General features: G+C 61.5%; 13 protein-coding genes (1 of these 13 only partly in view). 10 read left to right on the plus strand and 3 right to left on the minus strand.

The annotated features are described in order from the left end of the window. On the plus strand, positions 1-7647 hold the end of the coding sequence (locus tag AO388_RS22535; protein WP_058417166.1) for a non-ribosomal peptide synthetase. 10134 nt of this gene lie to the left of the window's left edge; only the last 7647 of its 17781 coding nucleotides appear in the window; the start codon falls outside the window, past its left edge; its stop codon occupies positions 7645-7647. 117 nt (positions 7648-7764) lie between these two features. On the opposite strand, the gene AO388_RS22540 is transcribed toward AO388_RS22535, so the two are convergent. From AO388_RS22540 to AO388_RS22550, 3 genes are all read right to left on the minus strand, one after another. Beyond that, positions 7765-8433: a helix-turn-helix transcriptional regulator gene (locus tag AO388_RS22540; RefSeq protein ID WP_003434001.1), complete on the minus strand. Its 669-nt coding sequence runs from the start codon at positions 8431-8433 to the stop codon at positions 7765-7767. 357 nt (positions 8434-8790) lie between these two features. Then, positions 8791-10227: a coniferyl aldehyde dehydrogenase gene (locus AO388_RS22545; RefSeq protein WP_058417167.1), complete on the minus strand. Its 1437-nt coding sequence runs from the start codon at positions 10225-10227 to the stop codon at positions 8791-8793. A 181-nt stretch (positions 10228-10408) separates the two neighbouring features. After that, entirely contained in the window at positions 10409-11092 is a 684-nt protein-coding gene (locus AO388_RS22550) for a TetR/AcrR family transcriptional regulator (RefSeq protein ID WP_003433998.1), read from the minus strand. A 160-nt stretch (positions 11093-11252) separates the two neighbouring features. Between AO388_RS22550 and AO388_RS22555 the strand changes: the two genes are divergently transcribed. From AO388_RS22555 to AO388_RS22595, 9 genes are all read left to right on the plus strand, one after another. After that, complete coding sequence (locus AO388_RS22555) at positions 11253-11678, plus strand: DUF2147 domain-containing protein (RefSeq protein ID WP_054081427.1); 426 nt, start codon at positions 11253-11255, stop codon at positions 11676-11678. A gap of 28 nt (positions 11679-11706) precedes the next feature. Continuing rightward, positions 11707-12588, plus strand: coding sequence for a TorF family putative porin (locus tag AO388_RS22560; RefSeq protein WP_003433995.1), 882 nt, complete (start codon positions 11707-11709; stop codon positions 12586-12588). A gap of 10 nt (positions 12589-12598) precedes the next feature. Then, positions 12599-14227: a xylulokinase gene (locus tag AO388_RS22565; protein WP_058417168.1), complete on the plus strand. Its 1629-nt coding sequence runs from the start codon at positions 12599-12601 to the stop codon at positions 14225-14227. Beyond that, positions 14224-14907 (plus strand): class II aldolase/adducin family protein, encoded by a 684-nt coding sequence (locus AO388_RS22570; RefSeq protein WP_058417169.1) that lies wholly within the window; start codon positions 14224-14226, stop codon positions 14905-14907. The genes AO388_RS22565 and AO388_RS22570 overlap by 4 nt, the downstream gene beginning before the upstream one ends. Next, positions 14904-16385 (plus strand): aspartate aminotransferase family protein, encoded by a 1482-nt coding sequence (locus AO388_RS22575; protein WP_003433991.1) that lies wholly within the window; start codon positions 14904-14906, stop codon positions 16383-16385. Before AO388_RS22570 ends, AO388_RS22575 begins: the two co-directional genes overlap by 4 nt. Before the next feature lie 10 nt (positions 16386-16395). Beyond that, on the plus strand, positions 16396-17016 hold the full coding sequence (locus AO388_RS22580) for a hypothetical protein (RefSeq protein ID WP_058417170.1): 621 nt from the start codon (positions 16396-16398) through the stop codon (positions 17014-17016). Positions 17017-17038: 22 nt separating this feature from the next. Further along, on the plus strand, positions 17039-18214 hold the full coding sequence (locus AO388_RS22585) for an MFS transporter (protein ID WP_058417171.1): 1176 nt from the start codon (positions 17039-17041) through the stop codon (positions 18212-18214). A 280-nt stretch (positions 18215-18494) separates the two neighbouring features. Next, a complete protein-coding gene (locus tag AO388_RS22590) occupies positions 18495-19004 on the plus strand; it encodes a sigma-70 family RNA polymerase sigma factor (protein WP_058417172.1) in 510 nt (169 codons plus the stop codon). Further along, complete coding sequence (locus tag AO388_RS22595; RefSeq protein ID WP_054081424.1) at positions 19001-19966, plus strand: FecR domain-containing protein; 966 nt, start codon at positions 19001-19003, stop codon at positions 19964-19966. Before AO388_RS22590 ends, AO388_RS22595 begins: the two co-directional genes overlap by 4 nt. Positions 19967-19978 lie beyond the last annotated feature (12 nt).

A 19978-nucleotide genomic window follows, 5' to 3' on the forward strand; every position in this document is an offset into this window, starting at 1 on the left:
GTGGAGGACGAGCGGCACGTGTTGTTGCTGACCGTGCACCACATCGTCTCCGATGGTTGGTCGATGGGAGTTCTGACCCGCGAATTACTGGCGTTGTACCCGGCGCTGCGTCGCGGCGAGGCCGATCCACTTCCAGCTCTGAGCATCCAGTACGCCGACTATGCGGTCTGGCAGCAGGGCTGGATGAGCGGCGAACGTCTGCAACATCAGGCTGCCTATTGGCGGCAGGCGCTGGAAGGCGCACCGACACTGCTGACCCTGCCTGCAGACCGGCCGCGTCCGGCGCAGCAGGATTTCGCCGGTGCCAGCCTCAACGTGCGGCTGGATGGGCAACTGACCGCAGGTCTGCGTGCGCTGGCACAGCGGCAAGGTGTCACGCTGTACATGACCTTGCTGACTGCGTGGGGCGCACTGCTGTCGCGTCTTTCCGGTCAGGCCGAGGTGGTGATCGGCAGCCCGATCGCGGGCCGTGGTCGGGCCGAGCTGGAAGGGCTGATCGGTCTGTTCGTCAATACGCTGGCCATACGCATCGACACGGCATCGGCACCCACCGGTGAGGCGCTGCTGGCACAGGTCAGGACGCGAGTACTGGAGGCTCAGGACCATCAGGATCTGCCGTTCGAGCAGGTCGTGGAAATCGTCCGCCCGACACGCAGTCTGGCCCACGGTCCATTGTTCCAGACGACGCTGAACTGGCTGGCCGGGGAAACGACGTTACCGGAGATGGACGGGCTGTTGCTGACGACGGTTGGGCAGCAGAGTCAGGTCTCCAAGTTCGATCTGTCGCTTAACCTCGGCGAGCAGGGTGATGCTTTGTTCGGCACGCTGGACTACGCCACTGCACTGTTCGACGAGGCAACAGTGCAGCGTTATTGCGGTTATTTCGAACAGTTGCTGCGCACGCTGGTGAATAACCAGCAGGTGGTGCTTGCTGATATCCCGCTGGTGGGCCAGCAGGAACGCGAGTATCTGCTCGAAAGCCTCAACGCCAGCGCGGTGAATCTGCCGCAAGGTCAGACCATTCATGCCCTGATAGAAGCACGCGCCGAAGGCACGCCCGAAGCCGTTGCCGCCAGGGTCGGCGAGCAGTCACTGAGCTACGCGCAGCTGAACCGTCAGGCGAACAGCCTTGCCCATCATCTGATCAGCCTGGGCGTGCGCCCGGATGATCGCGTCGCGGTGGTGGCGCGTCGTGGGCTGGACACGCTGGTGAGCCTGCTGGCCGTGCTCAAGTCCGGTGCCTGCTATGTGCCGGTGGATCCGGCGCACCCCGATGAGCGCATAAGCTACCTGCTGACCGACAGCGCGCCAGCAGTGGTGCTCGCGGAACAGGCGTTCATGGCGCGCCTGCCTGCACTGACAGTGCCGCTGCTCGCGCTTGATCGACCTCAATGGCCTGAGCAACCGGCAAATCCGCTGGTGTCGGGGCTGACGCCCGGCGATCTGGCGTATGTGATTTACACCTCCGGCTCGACCGGGCAACCGAAAGGCGTGATGGTCGAACACCGCACGCTGGCCAATCTCGTCCACTGGCATTGCCAGGCGTTCGCTTTGCACGCCGGCAGTCACACGGCCACGGTGGCCGGTTTCGGTTTTGATGCCATGGCCTGGGAAGTCTGGCCGGCGCTGTGTGCAGGGGCAACGCTGCATATCCCGCCCGCCGAGATCAGCAATGAACAGCTCGATCTGCTGCTCGACTGGTGGCTCACGCAGCCGCTGCACGTGGCGTTTCTGCCGACACCGGTGGCTGAATATGCGTTCAGCCGCGAGCTCTATCACCCAACGCTGCACACGCTGCTGATCGGTGGCGACCGCCTGCGGCAGTTCCACTGCGAGCCAGGTTTCGCAGTGATCAACAACTATGGCCCGACCGAAACCACGGTGGTCGCCACTTCCGGTCGTCTGTTGCCTGACGGCAGCCTCGACATCGGCAAGCCGATCGCCAACACCCGCGTGTACCTGCTGGATGAGCACCAGCAACTGGTGCCGACCGGTGTTGCTGGCGAGTTGTACATCGGCGGAGACGGCGTAGCGCGCGGTTATCTGAATCAGCCGCAACTCACTGCCGAGCGCTTCCTCAGCGATCCGTTCTGTGAGCACCCGCAGGCGCGCATGTACCGCACCGGTGATCTGGCACGCTGGAATGCCGACGGCACGCTGGACTATCTGGGGCGTAACGACGATCAGGTGAAAATCCGCGGTATGCGCATCGAACTGGGCGAAATCGAGGCGCAACTGACCTCGTTGCCGGGTATCGAGGAATCGCTGGTGGTCGCGCGCGAGGACGAACCTGGACAGTCACGTCTGGTGGCGTATTTCATTGAACAAGGCCCGCACCCGGCGCTTGATATCGCCAGGCTGCGTGCCGACATGCTGGACCGCCTGCCGGGCTACATGGTGCCGAGTGCATTCGTGCGCCTTGATGCCTGGCCACTGACCGCCAACGGCAAGGTCGATCGACGTGCTTTGCCGGTGCCGGATCGCGACGCCATGCCAGGGCGCGAATACGAGCCGCCGCAAGGCGAGCTGGAAATGGCCCTGGCCGACATCTGGAGCGAGCTGCTGCAAGTCGAGCAAATAGGGCGCAACGATCATTTCTTCGAGCTCGGCGGCCATTCACTGCTCGCCGTTACCCTGATCGCGCGCATGCGTCGCCGTGGCATGGATGCCGATATCCGCGTGTTGTTTGCCCAGCCGACCCTGGCCGCCCTGGCGCGTGCCGTCGGCAGCGGCGCTCAGGTGAAGATTCCGGCCAACCTGATCGGTGTGGATTGCACATCAATCACCCCGGACCTGTTGCCGCTGGTGAAACTGGATCAGGCAGGGATTGATCGCATTGTCGCGAGCGTTACCGGGGGGGCGAGCAATATTCAGGACATCTACCCGCTGGGGCCTCTGCAGGCGGGCATTTTCTATCACTACCTGTCCGCCGCTGAGGATGATCCCTATCGCTTGCAGGCACGCTTCGCCTTTGCCGACCGCTCGCGACTGGATGCCTTCAGCCAGGCGCTGCAACAGGTCATCGCCCGCAACGACGTGTTGCGGACTTCGCTGTGCTGGGAAGGTCTGGAAACGCCTGTGCAAGTGGTTTGGCGGCATGCCGATCTGCCGGTGATCGAGGTGCCGCTGGCGGCGCTGGATGCGCCCGAGCCGCTGGAGCTCGTGCGTGCACCGCTGTTGCGTCTGGTTCATGCCGATGACCCGGAAAACGGGCGTATCGTCGCGGTCCTGCTGTTCCATCACCTGATCATGGACCACGTTGCCCTGGACCTGCTGAGCCAGGAATTGCAGGCGGTACTGCTCGATCAGGCAGCGCAACTGCCTGCGCCAGTGCCTTACCGCAACTACATCGCGCAGACCTTGCTGGGGGCGGGGGACGACACGCACGAAGCGTTCTTCCGCGAGCAATTGGGCGATCTGGATGAGCCGACCCTGGCGTACGCTCAGACCTGGTTGCCAGGGCCGGAGGTTGCAGGCGAGGCCCGAGTGCGTCTGGATGCGGACCTGAGCAGGCGGCTACGCCATCAGGTGCGGCAGCTGGGTGTCAGTCCTGCCAGCCTGATGCACCTGGCGTGGGCGCAGGTACTGGGCCGATTGTCCGGGCGTGACAGCGTGGTGTTCGGCACCGTACTGCTGGGTCGCTTGAATGGCAGCGAGGGTGCAGAACGTACACTCGGGGTATTCATCAACACCTTGCCGCTGCGCATCGACCTGGCCGATCAGAGTGCACGCGATGCTCTGTCCCAGACTCACCGCCGCCTGACCGGATTGCTTGCCCACGAACAGGCCTCTCTGGCAATCGCTCAGCGTTGCAGCGCCTTGCCTGCGGGCGTACCGCTGTTCAGTGCGCTGTTGAATTACCGCCACAGCGCGGTGCCCAGTGAGGTAAACGAGGCTACCGGCGAGGCCTGGCAGGGTATCGAGCTGTTGCAGTCCGGCGAGCGCAGCAGCTATCCGTTGACGCTCAGCGTCGATGATCTGGGCGAAGCGTTCGACCTGACGGCGCTGACCTCGACAGGTATCGATGCCCGACGTATTTGTGCGTACCTTTCCAGTGCCGTGAACGGGCTGGTCGATGCCCTCGAGCAGTCACCGGCGGAACCGATTCAAACACTGAATATTCTGCCCGGCACCGAGCGAACCGAACTGCTCGATGGCTTCAATGCCGATCGCCTTACGGCGGAGTACCCGCTGCCCGTTCACGTACGTATCGAACAGCAGGCGCTTGACCAGCCGAACGCACTGGCTGCTCAGGCGGGCGACCAGCATTTGAGCTACGGCGAGTTGAATGCCCGTGCCAACGCATTGGCCCATCATCTGATCGGACTGGGCGTACGTCCTGACGACCGGGTGGCGGTGATCGCGCGGCGCGGTCTGGAGACGCTGACGGGGCTGCTGGCAGTGCTGAAAGCCGGGGCGAGCTACGTACCGGTCGATCCGGCCCACCCGGATGAACGCATCAGCTATCTGCTGGAGAACAGCGCGCCCGTGGTGGTGTTGGCTCAATTCGACCTGCTGACGCGTCTGCCCGAACTGCAGGTGCCGGTGATCGCGCTTGATCGCCCGGACTGGTCACAGCGCACCGACAACCCGTCCGTGCCGGAAATGACCACGCACCATCTGGCTTACGTGATTTACACCTCGGGGTCCACCGGGCTGCCCAAGGGCGTGATGGTCGAGCACCGCACGCTGAACAATCTGGTGGATTGGCACTGTGAAGCGTTCAACCTGCGTGCCGGCAGTCATACCGCCAGCGTTGCCGGGTTTGGTTTCGACGCCATGGCCTGGGAAGTCTGGCCTGCGCTGTGTGCCGGTGCGGTGCTGCACCTGCCCCCAGCTGAGATTGGCAACGAACAGCTCGATGTGCTGCTCGACTGGTGGCTGGCTCAGCCGCTGCAGGTGGCGTTTCTGCCGACCCCGGTGGCCGAATACGCCTTCAGCCGTGAATTACACCATCCAACGCTGCAGACTTTGTTGATTGGCGGTGATCGTTTACGCCATTTCAACCGTGATCCAGGTTTCGCCGTGGTCAACAACTATGGCCCGACAGAGACCACGGTGGTGGCCAGCTCTGGCCGGATGCAGCCGGGCAAGGTGCTGCACATCGGCAAGCCGGTTTCCCATGCCCGACTGTATGTACTGGATTCGCGTGGACAGCCAGTGCCACTCGGGGTGCCCGGCGAGTTGTACATCGGCGGCACAGGCGTGGCTCGCGGCTATCTGAACCGTGCGGACCTGACCGCAGAACGCTTCCTCGACGATCCGTTCAGCGACAGCCCCGGCGCCCGAATGTATCGCTCCGGCGATCTGGTGCGCTGGCTGTCCGACGGGACGCTTGAATACCTGGGCCGCAACGATGATCAGGTGAAGATCCGTGGCGTGCGTATCGAGCCGGGCGAGATCGAACAGCACCTGGCGCAATGCCCGGGCGTCGGCGAAGCGGTGGTGACCACCCAGCGTCTGGACGATGGTTCGTTGCGTCTGGTGGGCTACTTCACCCGTCGCGATGCATCGCTCGACAGTGCCGCCTTGCGTGCGCATCTGTTGGGGCAGCTCCCGGAATACATGGTGCCTGCGGTATTTGTAGGTCTTGATACGCTGCCATTGACCCAGAACGGCAAGGTCGACCGCAAGGCGTTGCCTGCGCCGGACCTGGCCGCTCTTGCGAACCTCGCCTACCAAGCGCCTTCGACAGCGCTGGAAGAGCGTCTGGCGGAGGTGTGGGCCGAGGTTCTTGAAGTCGGAAAAATAGGCAGGCACGACAGCTTCTTCGAATTGGGCGGCCATTCGCTATCGGCCATCCGTCTGGTCAGCCTGCTGCAAAAAGCAGGCGTGTCACTGACGCTGGCCGAGCTGTTTCAGCACCCTAGCGTCGCAGCACTGGCAGGGTTGCTCGACCAGCGTCCAGGATCACCGGACGAAGCTCGTGAGGTGATCACAGTGCGTGCCGGTGGCAGCGAGTCACCGTTGTTTCTGCTCCACGATTTCACAGGGCTGGATGCTTATTTCCCTGTGCTTGGGCAACATCTTCAGGGCGACTTTCCGATTTACGGCTTGCCGGGCATTGGCCTTGGGCAGCAGCAATTACGCACCATGGAGTGCCTGGCTGCGCGGATGGTGGAGCGCATTCGTCAGGTCCAGCCGCGCGGTCCGTATCGGTTGGCCGGCTGGTCGTTTGGTGGGGTTCTGGCCTACGAAGTGGCTACTCAACTGCTGGGCATGGACGAGGCCGTCACATTCCTCGGCCTGATCGACAGCTATGTGCCACGCCTGACCGATCAGGGCAAGGCACGCTGGCAGGGACCTGACTTGCTTGAGCGGCAATTGCTCTCGCACTGCACTGCGCACTGGCAAGCCCAGGCGGGTGAGGGTGCCGCCAGGTTGGCGCGCCTCACCTCATTGAGCGAGCAAGCACCGCTGCCGGACTTCGCGACGCTGTTGCAACTGTGCCGCGACGAAGGTCTGTTGTACGAGGAGCTGGCGCTGGCGAGCGATCAGCAGTTGCACCATTACCTGGACCGGGAAGTGGCGCATGGTCAGGCCCTGGCGCATTACCAGCTGGAACCGCTCAGCCTGCCGATCCATTTGTTCCGCGCCGAACAGCGTCCAATGGCGCCGATCGGAAGCAGTTCGACCCTGGGCTGGGGTGAGATTCTCTCCAGAAATCAACTGCAGTGCGTCGATGTCCCGGGGGACCACATGACGATGATGCAGGCACCGCACGTGGCCGTGCTCGGTCGGAGCATCGTTCAGGCGTTGCACAGCGTGCCCGCCACGCCACCGCCGGCACCGGCTCATCAGTCGCTGCTGGCGATCCAGAGCGGGCGTGACGGGCATGCGCCAGTGTTTTGTGTACCGGGCGCCGGTGACAGCGTCACCAGCTTCATTGGCCTGGCAGAGGCGCTGGGGCCGGACTGGCCGATCCACGGCCTGCAACCGCGCGGCCTGGACGGTCGCAGTGTTCCGCACAGCAGGGTGGAAGCGGCAGCGCAGAGCCATGTGCAAGCCATCGAAGCGCTGTATCCGAAAGGCCCGCTGCATCTGGTTGGGCATTCGTTCGGAGGCTGGGCGGCGCACGCCATGGCGGTCAAGCTTCAGGCCCGAGGCCGCGAGGTTGTCTCGTTGACCTTGATCGACAGCGAGGCGCCTGGCGGCGAGGGTCTGAGCAGCAAGCCTTATACCGCCACCGCCGTGCTGGAACGCCTGATCGAGGCGCTGCAGCTGTCCAGTGGAAGAAGCCTGGAGCTCGACCCACTGGCGTTTGCCGACAGCGACACGGTCGCGCAAATGCACCTGCTTCAGCAGGCCATGGTGCGCGTCGGGTTATTGCCGCCACGTCTGGCGGCACAGGCCCTGCAAGGGATCGTCCGCACGTTTGCCAGCGCCTTGCGCACGGTCTATCGACCTGAGCCGGGAGGCTACAGCGGCAGGGCAAGTCTGGTACTGGTGAATGACCCGCATCTGGATGCGCTGGACAATCAACTCGAACATGCCGCTTGCGCAAGCCAATGGCAGCATTTGCTGCCGCAACTTTCGCTCTGGGAGGGGCCGGGTAACCACTTCAGCGTCCTGAAAGCTCCGGACGTCTACAGCCTGGCGGCCTGGTGGTATGACGGATTGACAGTCGGTGTGGGGGAAACGCAATGACTTGGTGGGTATTGATAAAGCGTGATTGCAGGCGCAGGGAGGTCTTGCATCGGAGGCGGTGAGGGTGGATCCGGGAGGGGCGATCGGTATCGCCCCGTCCGTTGCATCGACTGGCGGTCAGCAGGTTGAAAAAACGCCCGCTGATGAGCCATACATCCAGCGCATCAGTGAATTACGACCGCTGATGCCCAGTTTGATCGCCGCACGGCGCTGGTAACTGCCCACGGTATTGACCTTGAGTGCGAGCCGCTCGGCCTGCTCAAGCGCGGTATGACCGGCGAGCAGCCCAAGGCACACCTGGGTTTCGCGTTCGGACAACGTCAGACCCGTTTCGCGCAGTCGTTCCTGGAAGCGCTTCTCAATGCTTTCGGGCTTTTTATGCTCGATGCCGGGCATTGCCGATTGCAGAGCATTGACATGTTTTTCAAGTATCGAAAACAGCAGAGGGGAAATGTCGCCCAGCTGCCGGCGTTCCTTTTCTGAGAATTCGTGCGCGGGAAGCGCCCGAAATACCGTTATTTTACAACTAAAGCTTTCCGAGGCCTGATCAGGGTAAAGATGAATGGAGTCACTGAGCAACAGCGTGCCCCGCGATGATGTGACGGTCTCGTTAAAGACCGTTGGTGCAGAGGCAGGCGGCGTTTGCCAGGGCTGCGGCAGTGATGAGAGGTGCGTGGCATCTACGGCAAGCTGAGTATCGATCAGCTTGTGGAACATGCTGGAAAAATTCCCGCTACCGATGCTGGCGATGGCCCTGCCAATCTGCGGAAGTAGTGTGTGAGGCATTTAGTCATCCATGAGTTTAGAACTGCTGACAATGTTATAGACGCTGTAAGCATGGCGCAGTCACATCAACTTAGTCGCTGGTGTCTTCGGCGCGAGATCAGCGTTAGATGCCCACTAGATCATCTCTAATGGAGTACAGCAAAGAGTATCGTCCTGAGGTTACCTAAATACTTCACTATCAGAAAGAGTGATGGTCATCGGTCGGACGGCGGACAATGGCGTCGCAGAAGTGGGGCGGGCTGGCCGGCGTTAGCTCATGGTGCCTGATGTTGTGACGGGAAGTAGAAAGTGAATAAAACCCCGCGCATATGCATGTAAACGTCGTGATATGGCGGGGTAACATCGTTCGGCAGGCGCCTACTTTCCGATCATGAGTCGGGTGACCAGACGCGTAAGCCGTCCGTAAGGTGCCGAGACCTTGTCGGACATGTTGAAACGACCGAGCTTGAGAACGCCGCGGGCATGGGACAGGCGGACGAAGCCTTCGTAGCCGTGATAGGCCCCGGTGCCACTGTCGCCGACACCGCCAAAGGGCAGGTCATCCTGGGTTGCGTGCAGCATGGTGCCATTGATGGTCACGCCGCCGGACTGCGTGCGGTTCAGCACCCTGTCCACAGACGTTTGAACGTTGGAAAAGCAATAAAGGGCCAGCGGTGCCGGACGAGCATTGATAAAGGCGATGGCTTCATCCAGAGAGTCATACGCGAGCACCGGCAGCAGCGGACCGAAAATCTCTTCGCCCATGACATCTGCGTTCAGGGACACCTGAGTGAGTGCCATTGGTGCAATCTTGCGTTCGCCCGCCGTTGCAGGCGCATTGTGTTGCCACGCCTTGGCCCCCGTCGCGACGGCCTGACTGGCCATCGCCATAAGCCGGTCGTAGTGGCGCTGGGAGATGATCGAGGTGTAGTCCGGATTGCCATCGAGGGTCGGGTAAAGTTTTTTTGCCGCAGCCAGCCACTCGCTGGCAAAGCTGTCCACCTGTTCGCGCGGGACGAGGGCATAGTCAGGTGCTACGCAGGTCTGACCGGCGTTGAACAGTTTGCCGATAGCGATCATCCGGGCGGCTTTCGTGATCGAAAAGTCGTCGCAGACCACGACTGGCGACTTGCCGCCCAGCTCCAGTGTGACCGGTGTCAGATGGCGTGCCGCCGCCGCCATGACCTGGCGGCCCACGTGGGTCGAGCCGGTAAACAGCAGATGGTCAAAAGGCAGCTCACTGAACTGGCCCGCCAGCGTGGCGTCGCCAGTGACCACGACAACCTGCTCGGCGGGAAACGTTTCGCCGAGCAACTGCCTGAGCAGCTCGGAGGTTCGGGGTGTCAGTTCCGAAGGTTTGATCATCGCCCGGTTACCTGCAGCCAGCGCCTCTATCAAGGGCACCAGCGTCAGCGTCAGCGGGTAGTTCCACGGAGCGAGAATGCCGACGACGCCCAGCGGCTGATAAACCACCCGTGCTGCGGCGGGCCTGAAGACAATACCCGCCTTGCGCCGGGACGGACGCATCCACGCTTTGAGGTGCGAGCGGATGTGCTTGATGCCGTTGACCACCGGCATCAATTCACCGAGCCGGGTTTCGTCGAACGAACGGTTGCCGAAGTCTGCGCTGACCGCCTCGAGCAACCTGTCCTGATTATCGCTGACCATACGCAGGACGGCGTTGAGGTCTGCGATTCGTTGATCGTAGGAAGGCGCGCCCTGAGCACGGAATGCAGCCTGCTGTGCCTCGAACAGCTCGGTTAGCCCGGCAGCGTGGAACGTGGTACCTGGCGGAACCCTGACGGGTTGATTCATGACGCTGCTCCTGTGGCTGCGTGTTTTTTATAGTCACTGCGACCGAACCTGCCGCAAGTGCAGGCGTGTCAGCGGTAATGTGTCGATGTCCTGGCTCACCTAACCGTATAGGACACTGCAAAGCCAATGGAGGGGCGATCCGGCCGGTTAAAGTGGCTGGAACGGCCAACCTGTATTGCAATCATTGCTCGCCATGCACGGGTTCGGGCGCCAGGCGATCCAGATGACTGACAATCATCGCTGCCACCATCGCGCAGGTTTTCGCGGGCTCCAGCGGTTCATCGAACAACAACTCAATGGTCGCGTGAATCATTTCCACCGCAACGCGGGCAACCATGGCGATGTCCTCGGACGCCGCGTCTGGAAAAGCACTGCCGATGATGGCGGCCTGAGCCTTGGAAACCCTGCGGTGGGAGTCGAGCCGCACATGCTCCAGCGCGGGAACCGCCCTCAGTGCCTTGAGCGTCCACATGCCGCCCAGCGTGGCATCGGTGACCCGGTACGTATCCAGAATCAGCTCGGCGAGCGCCTGCTCAAGCGCCTGAGGCGGACCTGCGATCAGCTCGGGGGTGATCCAGTGATCGATCCGCTCGTTCTGTTTCTCGAGCAGACGTTCGCCCAGCACCGTCAACAGCGCGTACTTATTGGGGAAATAGCGATACAACGCGGGCGGCGTAAGGCCGGCCCGTTCGCATACCAGATTGGTCGACAAACGTTCTATGCCGACCTCGCACAGGGTGTTTGCCGTGGCGACCAGAATGCGTTCGTAGGTTTCGGTAGCACGCTGCTGCGCGGGCAACTTCTTGCGTTCAACGCTTTTCCCGGCGATCTGCTCGGGAAGGGTTTCGGTTTTCAGCCTGGCCATAAGTACCTGTCAAGAAGAATGGGGCGCCAGCATGACGATCAAAAAAACAGTTGCTGCACGATAAAATGATAGTTATAACTATCGTGTAGCGATGACTATCATAACTGAAGCGTCGTTATTGTGACGGTCTGTCAAAACAAAAAATAAAAAAGGTGACGCTATGAACGTACGGCAGTGGCTTTTCCTCTCTTCAGTTCTGATGTGCTCCACCGGCATTCATGCTGCTGCCGGTCCGCTTGAGGCCAAGGGCCTTTGGCTGACGGCGGAAAAGGACGCGGTAGTCAGGCTTGACGACTGCGCAGACAAGACCGGCGCTATCTGCGGCCAGATTGTCTGGGTCAAGGATGCTGCTTCGACGTCGAGTGACTGCGGCGTACAGATTCTGCAGCTGACCCGCTACGACCAGGACGCCTGGCGCGATGGCTGGGTGTATGACCCTCGTGATCAGAAAAAATATAAGGGCGCCGTTCGAGTCAAGGATGGACGCCTCAATGTAAGGGCTTTTGTCGGCACCGAAGTTCTCGGCAAGACAGAGCAATTCGAGCGAATCGCAACACTGCCTCCTGCCCCGGTTTGCAAATCGTAAATCCGGCCCTTTAGCGTGGGAGAGAATCATGCGCACGTATACAACCCGTTATGTAATGGCTGCAGCCCTGTGCTGCGCAGCAGGCCCGACTCTTGCCATCGCCGATGAAATGTCGAGCTACGCAGTGGATGTTACCGCCAAGGTCAGCTCGGACATTCGTACCCGCGGGATTTCCGATTCTCTGAATCGGCCCGGGGCCAAGGTGACCCTCCAGGTCGCCCATGAAACAGGCCTGGTGGCGCTTGCCGAATTTACCACGGTCAGCAAGAAACAGTTCCTCGACGGCGACGGTGCAGGTGTATTGCTGGCGGGCGGTTATCGCTTCGGCGATCCGGATGCCTGGCACTATGGCGTCGGGCTGGCGGCCGAGATGTTTCCAGGGGCTCAGTTCAAGGCACCGAACCGGTTCGATTTCGAAACGTTCACGCCAGGTGAAGAGCACTCGACCAATTACAACAGCCAGTTCGCCGTGCTTGAAATCGGTTACGGCGCGCTCGAAGGGCGAATCGCCCGGGTGCTCTCGAAAAACTACCGGGGTGCCAACAGTGGCGGGGTATGCGGCGCGCAATTGCAGTTCCGCGATGACCCGACCAAAGGCCTCGATTGCTATGCCAAGGGTGACCGCAACTCCCGGGGCAGCATGCTCTATGACCTCGATTACAAATACGCGCTGGGCATCAACACCAACCTGAAGCTGCACGCCGGCTATCAACAGATCGAAAACTTCTCGGAAGCCGACTTTGCCGATTATGGCGCAGGTCTGGTCCACCACTGGTGGGGCTTCGACTGGGGGCTTGACTGGGTGACGACCAAGACCAGGGCGCGCGAGCTGTATATGGCCGAGGACGACGGACATGTGCGCACCACGGACGGCAGTCGCTGGGTAGCGTCGATTTCCCGCACATTCTGAGTAGACCTTTATGACTTCGCTTTTCATTTCCCGGACGCCTGAGGCGGCTACCGGCCTGGAGCAACTCGTCCTCGCGATCGACCTGGGAACGTCCGGCTGCAAGTGCGCGCTGGTCTCCATGGAGGGAGACATCCGCGCCTGGGCGTTTCACGGCGTACCGCTGCACGTCAGTGGTCTGAGTGCCGAGCAGGAACCCGAGGACTGGTGGAACGCGTTTCTGCTTGGTGCCCACGAATTGCTGGCAGCCGACCCGCTCAGGCGTCGTCAGGTGGTGGCCGTGTGTTGCTCGACGCAAAGCGAAGGCACGGTCTGTGTCGATCGCGAGGGGGCCGCGATTGGCCGGGCGCTGCTGTGGCTGGACAAACGCGGCGCCGACTCGATCAAAAAACGCATGGGCGGAGGCTGGTGCAATCTGGGCGGCTACGGACCGCTCAAACTCTGGAAATCGCTGCGACTGACCGGCGGGGTAGCGTCGCTGTCGGGCATGGATTCGGCCGGGCACATGGCCTATATCCTTGACCACGATCCGGCAAGGTATGACCAGACGCACAAGTTTCTGAATGTGCTCGACTACATGAATATGCGCTTGTCGGGGCGTTTCTGCGCCACAGGTGACTCGATGCTGACCGCCTGGGTAACCGACAATCGCGATCCTCATCACATCCGTTACGACGCCAGCCTGATCAGGGCTCTGGGTATCGACGCAGGCAAACTGCCTGAGCTGGTGGGCTCGACGGAAGTCATCGGCACCTTGAAGCCCGAGCTCGCCGATGCTTTGGGGCTGCTTCGATCCACACCTGTGGTGGCGGGTGCTGTGGACACCTCGGCGGTGGCCGTTGGCGCCACCGTGCGCGACTTCGCTCCGCATCTTTATCTGGGCACCTCGTCGTGGGTCGGCGCTCACGTGCCGTTCAAGAAATCCAGTGTTCGCCACCACATTGCTGCGGTACCCAGTGCGGTCAAGGGCCGGTATCTGGCAATGGCCATGCAATCGGCGGCGGGCTCCAATCTGTCGTTTCTGCGCGACAAGGTGCTGTATCACCCGGATGAGTTGCTGAGCGATGAGCAGCAGCCGGACGTGTACGCCTTGCTGGACCGTATCGCCGCCCGAGTGCCACCGGGTTCGAGGGGGCTGATCTACACGCCATGGTTGTGTGGCGAGCGCTCTCCGGTAGGTGATCCGAGCCTGCGTGCCGGCCTGATCAACCTGAAACTCGAGCACTCGCGGGAAGACATCATCCGGGCCTTCATGGAGGGCGTCGCGCACAACACGCGCTGGATGCTGGAACCGTTCTCGCAATTTATCGGCCAGTCGCGCGGAGTCATCGTCGCCACCGGAGGCGGAGCGCAATCGGATGTGTGGTGCCAGATCATGGCCGATGTCTGCGGGCGAGTCATTCAGCAACCGCATAACCCGATTCAGACCAACGCACGGGGTGCGGCCTTCATTGCTGCAGTAGCGCTCGAAAAACTGCAGTTCAACGATCTGCCGGCCCTGCAACGGCCGCATCGGCTGTACGAACCCTCCGAATCAACCCGAAACCTGTATGACGACCGCTTCGCCACGTTCAAGGAAGTCCGCAAACGTCTGGCGCCGCTCTATCGCAGGTTGAACCCATCGCAGGAGACGGCACCATGAGCAATGTTCAACAGCAGATCGTCGACCTGTCGCGGCATCTGTCACGCCGCGGCTTCTTTGCCGCAACCGGCGGCAACCTTGCGCTGCGTATCGACGCATTGCACATCGCGGTCACTCCGTCGGCCACCGACTACTTCAGCATGCGGCCAGAGGACGTCTGCGTATTGCGACTCAAGGACCTCAAGCAGCTGTCGGGCGAACGTTCGCCCTCGGTTGAAAGCGAGCTGCACGCGAAAGTCCTGCGCAGTCGCCAGGACGTCAATTGCAGCATTCATACCCATCAACCATTGGCCAGCGCCTGCACATTGTTCGGCAAATCGCTGGAAGTGCCATACCCGCCGCTGTGGCAATCGCTGGGCCGGCGAATTCAGCTGGTGGGTTATGCGCCGTCCGGTTCCGGTTGGCTGGCGGGCAAGCTGGAAAAGACCATCCGGCCTGACCAAAACGCCTACCTGATGCGCAATCACGGCGTTCTGTGCTGTGGCCCGGACATAGAAGCCACCCTGAAGCGCCTGGAGGACCTGGAAACATTCTGTCGTGACCATCTTCTCAACCAGATCAAAGCCAACAGCCGTGGCAAACCCGAATCACGCGTTGCAATAGCACGCCTGATCGACGCCCTGACCAGTGCCGGCTCGCACGCCCTCAGCCCTCAGACTTTTTCAGAGACTCAATCATGAACAGACCTCTCGATCCTGCCAACATCCCTGACATTCCCGCATCGGCCGTGTCGCAATGGCCCGATGTCGATTCACTGTATCGCCGCTTCGATGAGCTCGTGAAACAGCCGATTCGCCCGATCAAGCGCGACGCGATGAACAAGATCATGGGCTATTTCGACGAGCGCTGCCAAGGCTCGAAGCGGCTTTCCGAGGCGGCGAAAAAGGTCATACCGGGAGGCGTGCAACATAATCTGGCGTTCAACTATCCGTTTCCGCTGGCCTTCGCCCAGGCTAACGGTGCGCACCTGACCGATGTCGATGGCAATCGCTACACCGACTTCCTGCAGGCAGGCGGCCCGACGTTGCTGGGCTCCAACCATCCGGCCATTCGCGAACAGGTTGACCGGATTCTCGATGAGTGCGGGCCGGTGACCGGCTTGCTGCATGAATATGAAGTCAAACTGGCGGAACTGGTCTGCCAATCGATGCCGGGCGTCGACATGCTGCGCTTGCTGGGCTCGGGCACCGAGGCGGTCATGGCCGCGGTTCGTCTGGCCCGTGCCTATACCCGCAAGAAATGGGTGATCAAGATCGGCGGCGCCTACCACGGCTGGAGCGACCAGTTGGTCTATGGCATGCGCTTGCCGGGCACCGGGCGCATGGAGGCAGTGGGAATCCCGCGAGGCGCCACCGCAAACACTCAGGAGAGCCCACCCAACAATCTCGATGCGTTGCGTCGCAGGCTGCAAATCAATCGTCTGCGTGGTGGCACCGCAGCCATTATGGTCGAACCTTTTGGCCCGGAAAGTGGCACGCGTCCGGTGCACGCCGACTTCAACCGACAGCTGCGTGCGCTATGCAACGAATTCGATGCCCTGCTGATCTTCGACGAAGTGGTCACCGGATTCCGTGCCGGTCTGGGCGGCGCACAGGCTTACTTCAATGTCATGCCGGACATCACGGTACTGGGCAAATGCCTGACCGGGGGCTATCCGATGGCGGGTGCCATTGGCGGGCGCCGGGACGTGATGCAACTGCTTGCCGGTGGCATCGGCACATCCTCGCGACGGGCGTTCGTCGGCGGCACGCTGTCGGCCAATCCGTTGTCATGCGTCGCTGGTTATTACGCGCTGGTCGAAGCCCGCCGCCTGAACGCGCCGGCGCTGGCGGGAAGGGCGGGCGACCGTATGCGCGCAGGACTGGAAGAGATCATCAATCGGCGCGGCTTGCCCTACGTGGCGTACAACATGGGCTCCATCGTTCACCTGCAGACGTCCGGCGTCCTGCTGCTCGATACCGGCAACCCGCTCAAGCTGCTGAGGGCGCGCAATGAAGCCAAGACTCGCAAGCACATGATGGAAGAGATGGGTGCCGCGTATACCGCTCACGGCCTGATCACGCTGGCCGGGAGCCGCTTGTACACCAGCCTGGCTGACACCGACGATGTCATCGACGACGCGCTCGAACGCTTCGACGCTGTCTTTCAGCTGGTGTGAGGTGAGCAGCATGCGCGATTCACTTCGAAAACAGTGGTTTGATCTGCGTGAACGCCTGATGGGGCAGGTGGACTCACACAGCAGTGTGTCGTTGCGATTGCCGGGCGAACAGAGCATGTGGCTGGGCAAGCTCGACGACCTGGCGCCGCAGGTGGTTGATTGCAACGACTCGGCAGCGGGCGACGGCCAGACGCACGCGGCGATCTACCGCGCCCGAGCTGACGTCGGCGCCGTTCTGCTCGGCGGCGGTGCCTTTGCCAAAAGCCTGGTGGATTTTGGCGGAGTCCTGCCGATTCTATTTGATGAGCAGGCACGCCATATAGGCCATATGGCTACGCCTGCCAGTTCCGAGCAACCACTGACGCGACTGTTGAAGCGTGGGGGAAATGCTGCGGTGATCGACAGCACGCCGGTGGTGATGGGTACTACAGGGGCGCGAATGGTCCTCAATGCAGAGTTGTTCGAAAAATGCGCCAAGGCCTATACGCTGGCCAAGGCATGTGGCACGCACCTTACGTTACTGCCCTGGTGGGTGGTGCTGGTGGCCAACGGAAGGCTGATGAAAGACGAGAAGCGGGCGGCGCAGTGTTTTGCCGAAGGCCGTATTCCACCTGAAACCCGCGGTTACTGAAACTTCCGAAGAGGCGCATGCCATGCAAACGTCGTCCGCTGTAACTCGCAGGCACCTGAGTGCCGCCTTGGCACTGGGCTCTGTCGCGGTGCTGATGGTAGGGCTGCAACCATTGCTTCTTGGCGAGTTACTGGCGCAAGACCACGTATCACTGGAAGGTGTCGGGCTGGTCGCGATGGGTGAAATCGTCGCGCTGGGGCTCGGTGTGGTGCTGGGCGACCTGCTGCGCTCGATGCTCAACCTGCGTCTGCTGACGGTCACCGCCATCCTGTGCGCTGCCGGAATGGATCTGGTCACGGCCACTGTCACCGGCGACGGGCCGTTGACCGCTGCACGCGCGCTGGCGGGGCTGGCCGAGGGCCTACTGCTCTGGGGCGCCGTCAGCCTTATCGTTCAGGGGCCTGCGCCAGATCGGGTGGCAGGCGTGTTTATGGTCGTCCAGACCCTGGCTCAGGCACTGATGGCCGCAGCGCTTGCGTACCTGATACTGCCTGATCGTAGCGTGCATGCAGGGTTCGTGTTTCTGGGAATGATGACCGCAAGCTCAGTGCTGTTCGTTGTCTGGTTACCAAGACGCTTGCCGCAGCAGCCTGACAGACAGCTGGATACATCAGGTTTCAGATGGAATTTGAAGCAAGTGCTGCTGCTGATGCTGGTGTTCATGCAGCTCTCGGCCGTTGGCGGGTTGTGGGCGTATCTGGAGCCGCTGGGCATCCACGCAGGGCTGGGCGCTCATGCGGCGCAATTGCTGGTGTCCGCGATGTTATTCATGCAAGTGCTGGGCGGCTGCCTGGGCATTCTGCTGGTACGCAGGGTGCCTGATTACTCGATGTTGGCTACCGCCGCGTTTCTTCTGGCCGGCATTGCATTGGGCATGTACGTCACAGCCGATCAGGGGGTAAACGTATTTCTGGGCCTGTGCGCGCTGTTTGCCCTGATCTACCTGATGCTGACCCCGTTTCAGGTGCGCATTGCGCTGCAGATAGACCCCTCGGGACGCATCGCCGGGCTCATTCCCGGCATGCAACTGCTGGGCTGCGCATTCGGACCGCTGCTGGCGTCGCAATGGGTGTCTGGCGACAATGCTCAACCGGTACTGCTGGTCAGCGTCTGGCTGTCGGTATCGGCTTTGTGCCTGATAGCGCTGCTGCACCGGCGGGCAGTTGATAGAAGGGTCGGGGTTGTGGGCGGGGTTTGATTGGCGGCGTACTTAACAGTAATGGGAGTAGCCGATTCACCCATCCCGGCAGGCATTGTCTCGGAAAACGTACAAACAGGACACGAAGGGCGCTTTTTCAGCGCTCATTTGTCGTGCAGGTGAATCGCCCGAATGCAGCGCGGATCAACGTGTTGCGGGCTGACAGCCCCGATTTCACGCAGCGGCGATGGGCTTTTTGAAAAAAAGAGCGTGGACTCGGGATATAACACTAATTAGAATCAGTCTCATTTGGCGCATCCCATCGCTCAAGGCTTTTGACATGACTCAAGCAGCGACGCTATCACAGCAGACCTTGCATTCCCTGTACCGCGATCATCATGGCTGGCTGGAAAGCTGGCTGCGCAGACGCATGGGCAATGCCTGGGATGCGGCTGACCTGAGTCAGGATACGTTCCTGCGCGTGCTCTCCAGCTCCCAGCAGATCGCCGATATGCAGGAGCCGCGTGCCTACCTGCTGACCGTGGGCAAGCGCCTGCTGAGTAATTTCTACACGCGTCGCAGCCTTGAACAGGCTTATCTGGAAGCGCTGGCGCAGTTGCCTGAAGAAAGCGTGCCGTCGCCTGAGCAGCGCTGGCTGTTGCTGGAAATCCTGCAGGCGCTGGACGAGCTGCTCGATGGTCTGTCGGCAGTGGTGCGACGGGCGTTTCTCTGGAGTCAGCTCGAGGGGCTGGGCTATCGGGAAATCGCTGAACGCCTGAGTGTTTCCGAACGCACCGTCAAACGCTATATGGCACAAGCCTACGAGCACTGTTTGCTGGTGGACTGGTGATTCGCCCGGCACCTTCTACCGAAGAACGCGAGGTAGTACGCAAAGCGGCGCAGTGGCTGGCGCTTCTGGAATCCGGTGGTGCCAGCGATGAAGATCACGCCATGCTGCAACACTGGCGTGACAGCTCCGCCAGTCACGAACGCGCCTGGCAAAAGGCCCAACAGCTGCGTCAGCGTTTTTTCGGTCTGCCTGCCAACCTCGCCATGGCGACGCTGGATCGTCCTGACAAGGCCAGGCGTGCGACGCTAAAAAGAGCGTTGGGCGCCGTGACACTGGTCCCTGCAGTCTGGCTGCTGGGGCGTCAATTGCCGCTGGATGTCTGGCGTGCCGACCTGCAAACCGCAGTCGGCGAGCACAAGCGCCTGTCGCTGGCTGATGGCAGCATGTTGCAACTGAATACCGACAGTGCGGTGAACGTGGACATGGGCGCCCGGGCAATCACCCTTGTACGGGGCGAAATAGCCCTCAAGGTGCCTGGCAGCGCGCCGCTGACCATCAACGGTCCTTACGGGCGCATCGTGGTTGGCCGGAGTGAAGTCTGTGTGCGTCTCAACGCCAGCGATTGCAGGGTCTCGGTCATCAGCGGCACGGTGCAGCTTTATCCCCTGCGCGGGCCGGTGCTGGCCTTGAATGCGCAGCAGCAGGTCACGCTGAAGCAGAGCGGCATCGGTCCTGTCAGTGCCTTCGACGCCTTGCTGCCTGGCTGGCGCGACGATGTGCTGAGCGCGCAGAACCAGTCACTGGGCGATTTCCTTCGCGAGCTGAGTCGTTACCGTCCGGGCCTGCTGCGCTGGGAACCTGAGCTGGAAAACCTGCGAGTGACGGGCAGTTTCAGGCTCGACAATACCGACCGCGTGCTGTCCTTGCTGGCGGCCAGTCTGCCGGTGGACGTGCAGATGCGCACGCGTTATTGGGTGACCCTGGTGCCTCGAAAAAACATTTCGACAAAAAATAGTGCGTAATGCTGTCCCTTT

Origin of the sequence: Pseudomonas sp. ICMP 10191 (assembly GCF_001467335.1) — a bacterium.
Taxonomy (GTDB): domain Bacteria; phylum Pseudomonadota; class Gammaproteobacteria; order Pseudomonadales; family Pseudomonadaceae; genus Aquipseudomonas; species Aquipseudomonas cerasi.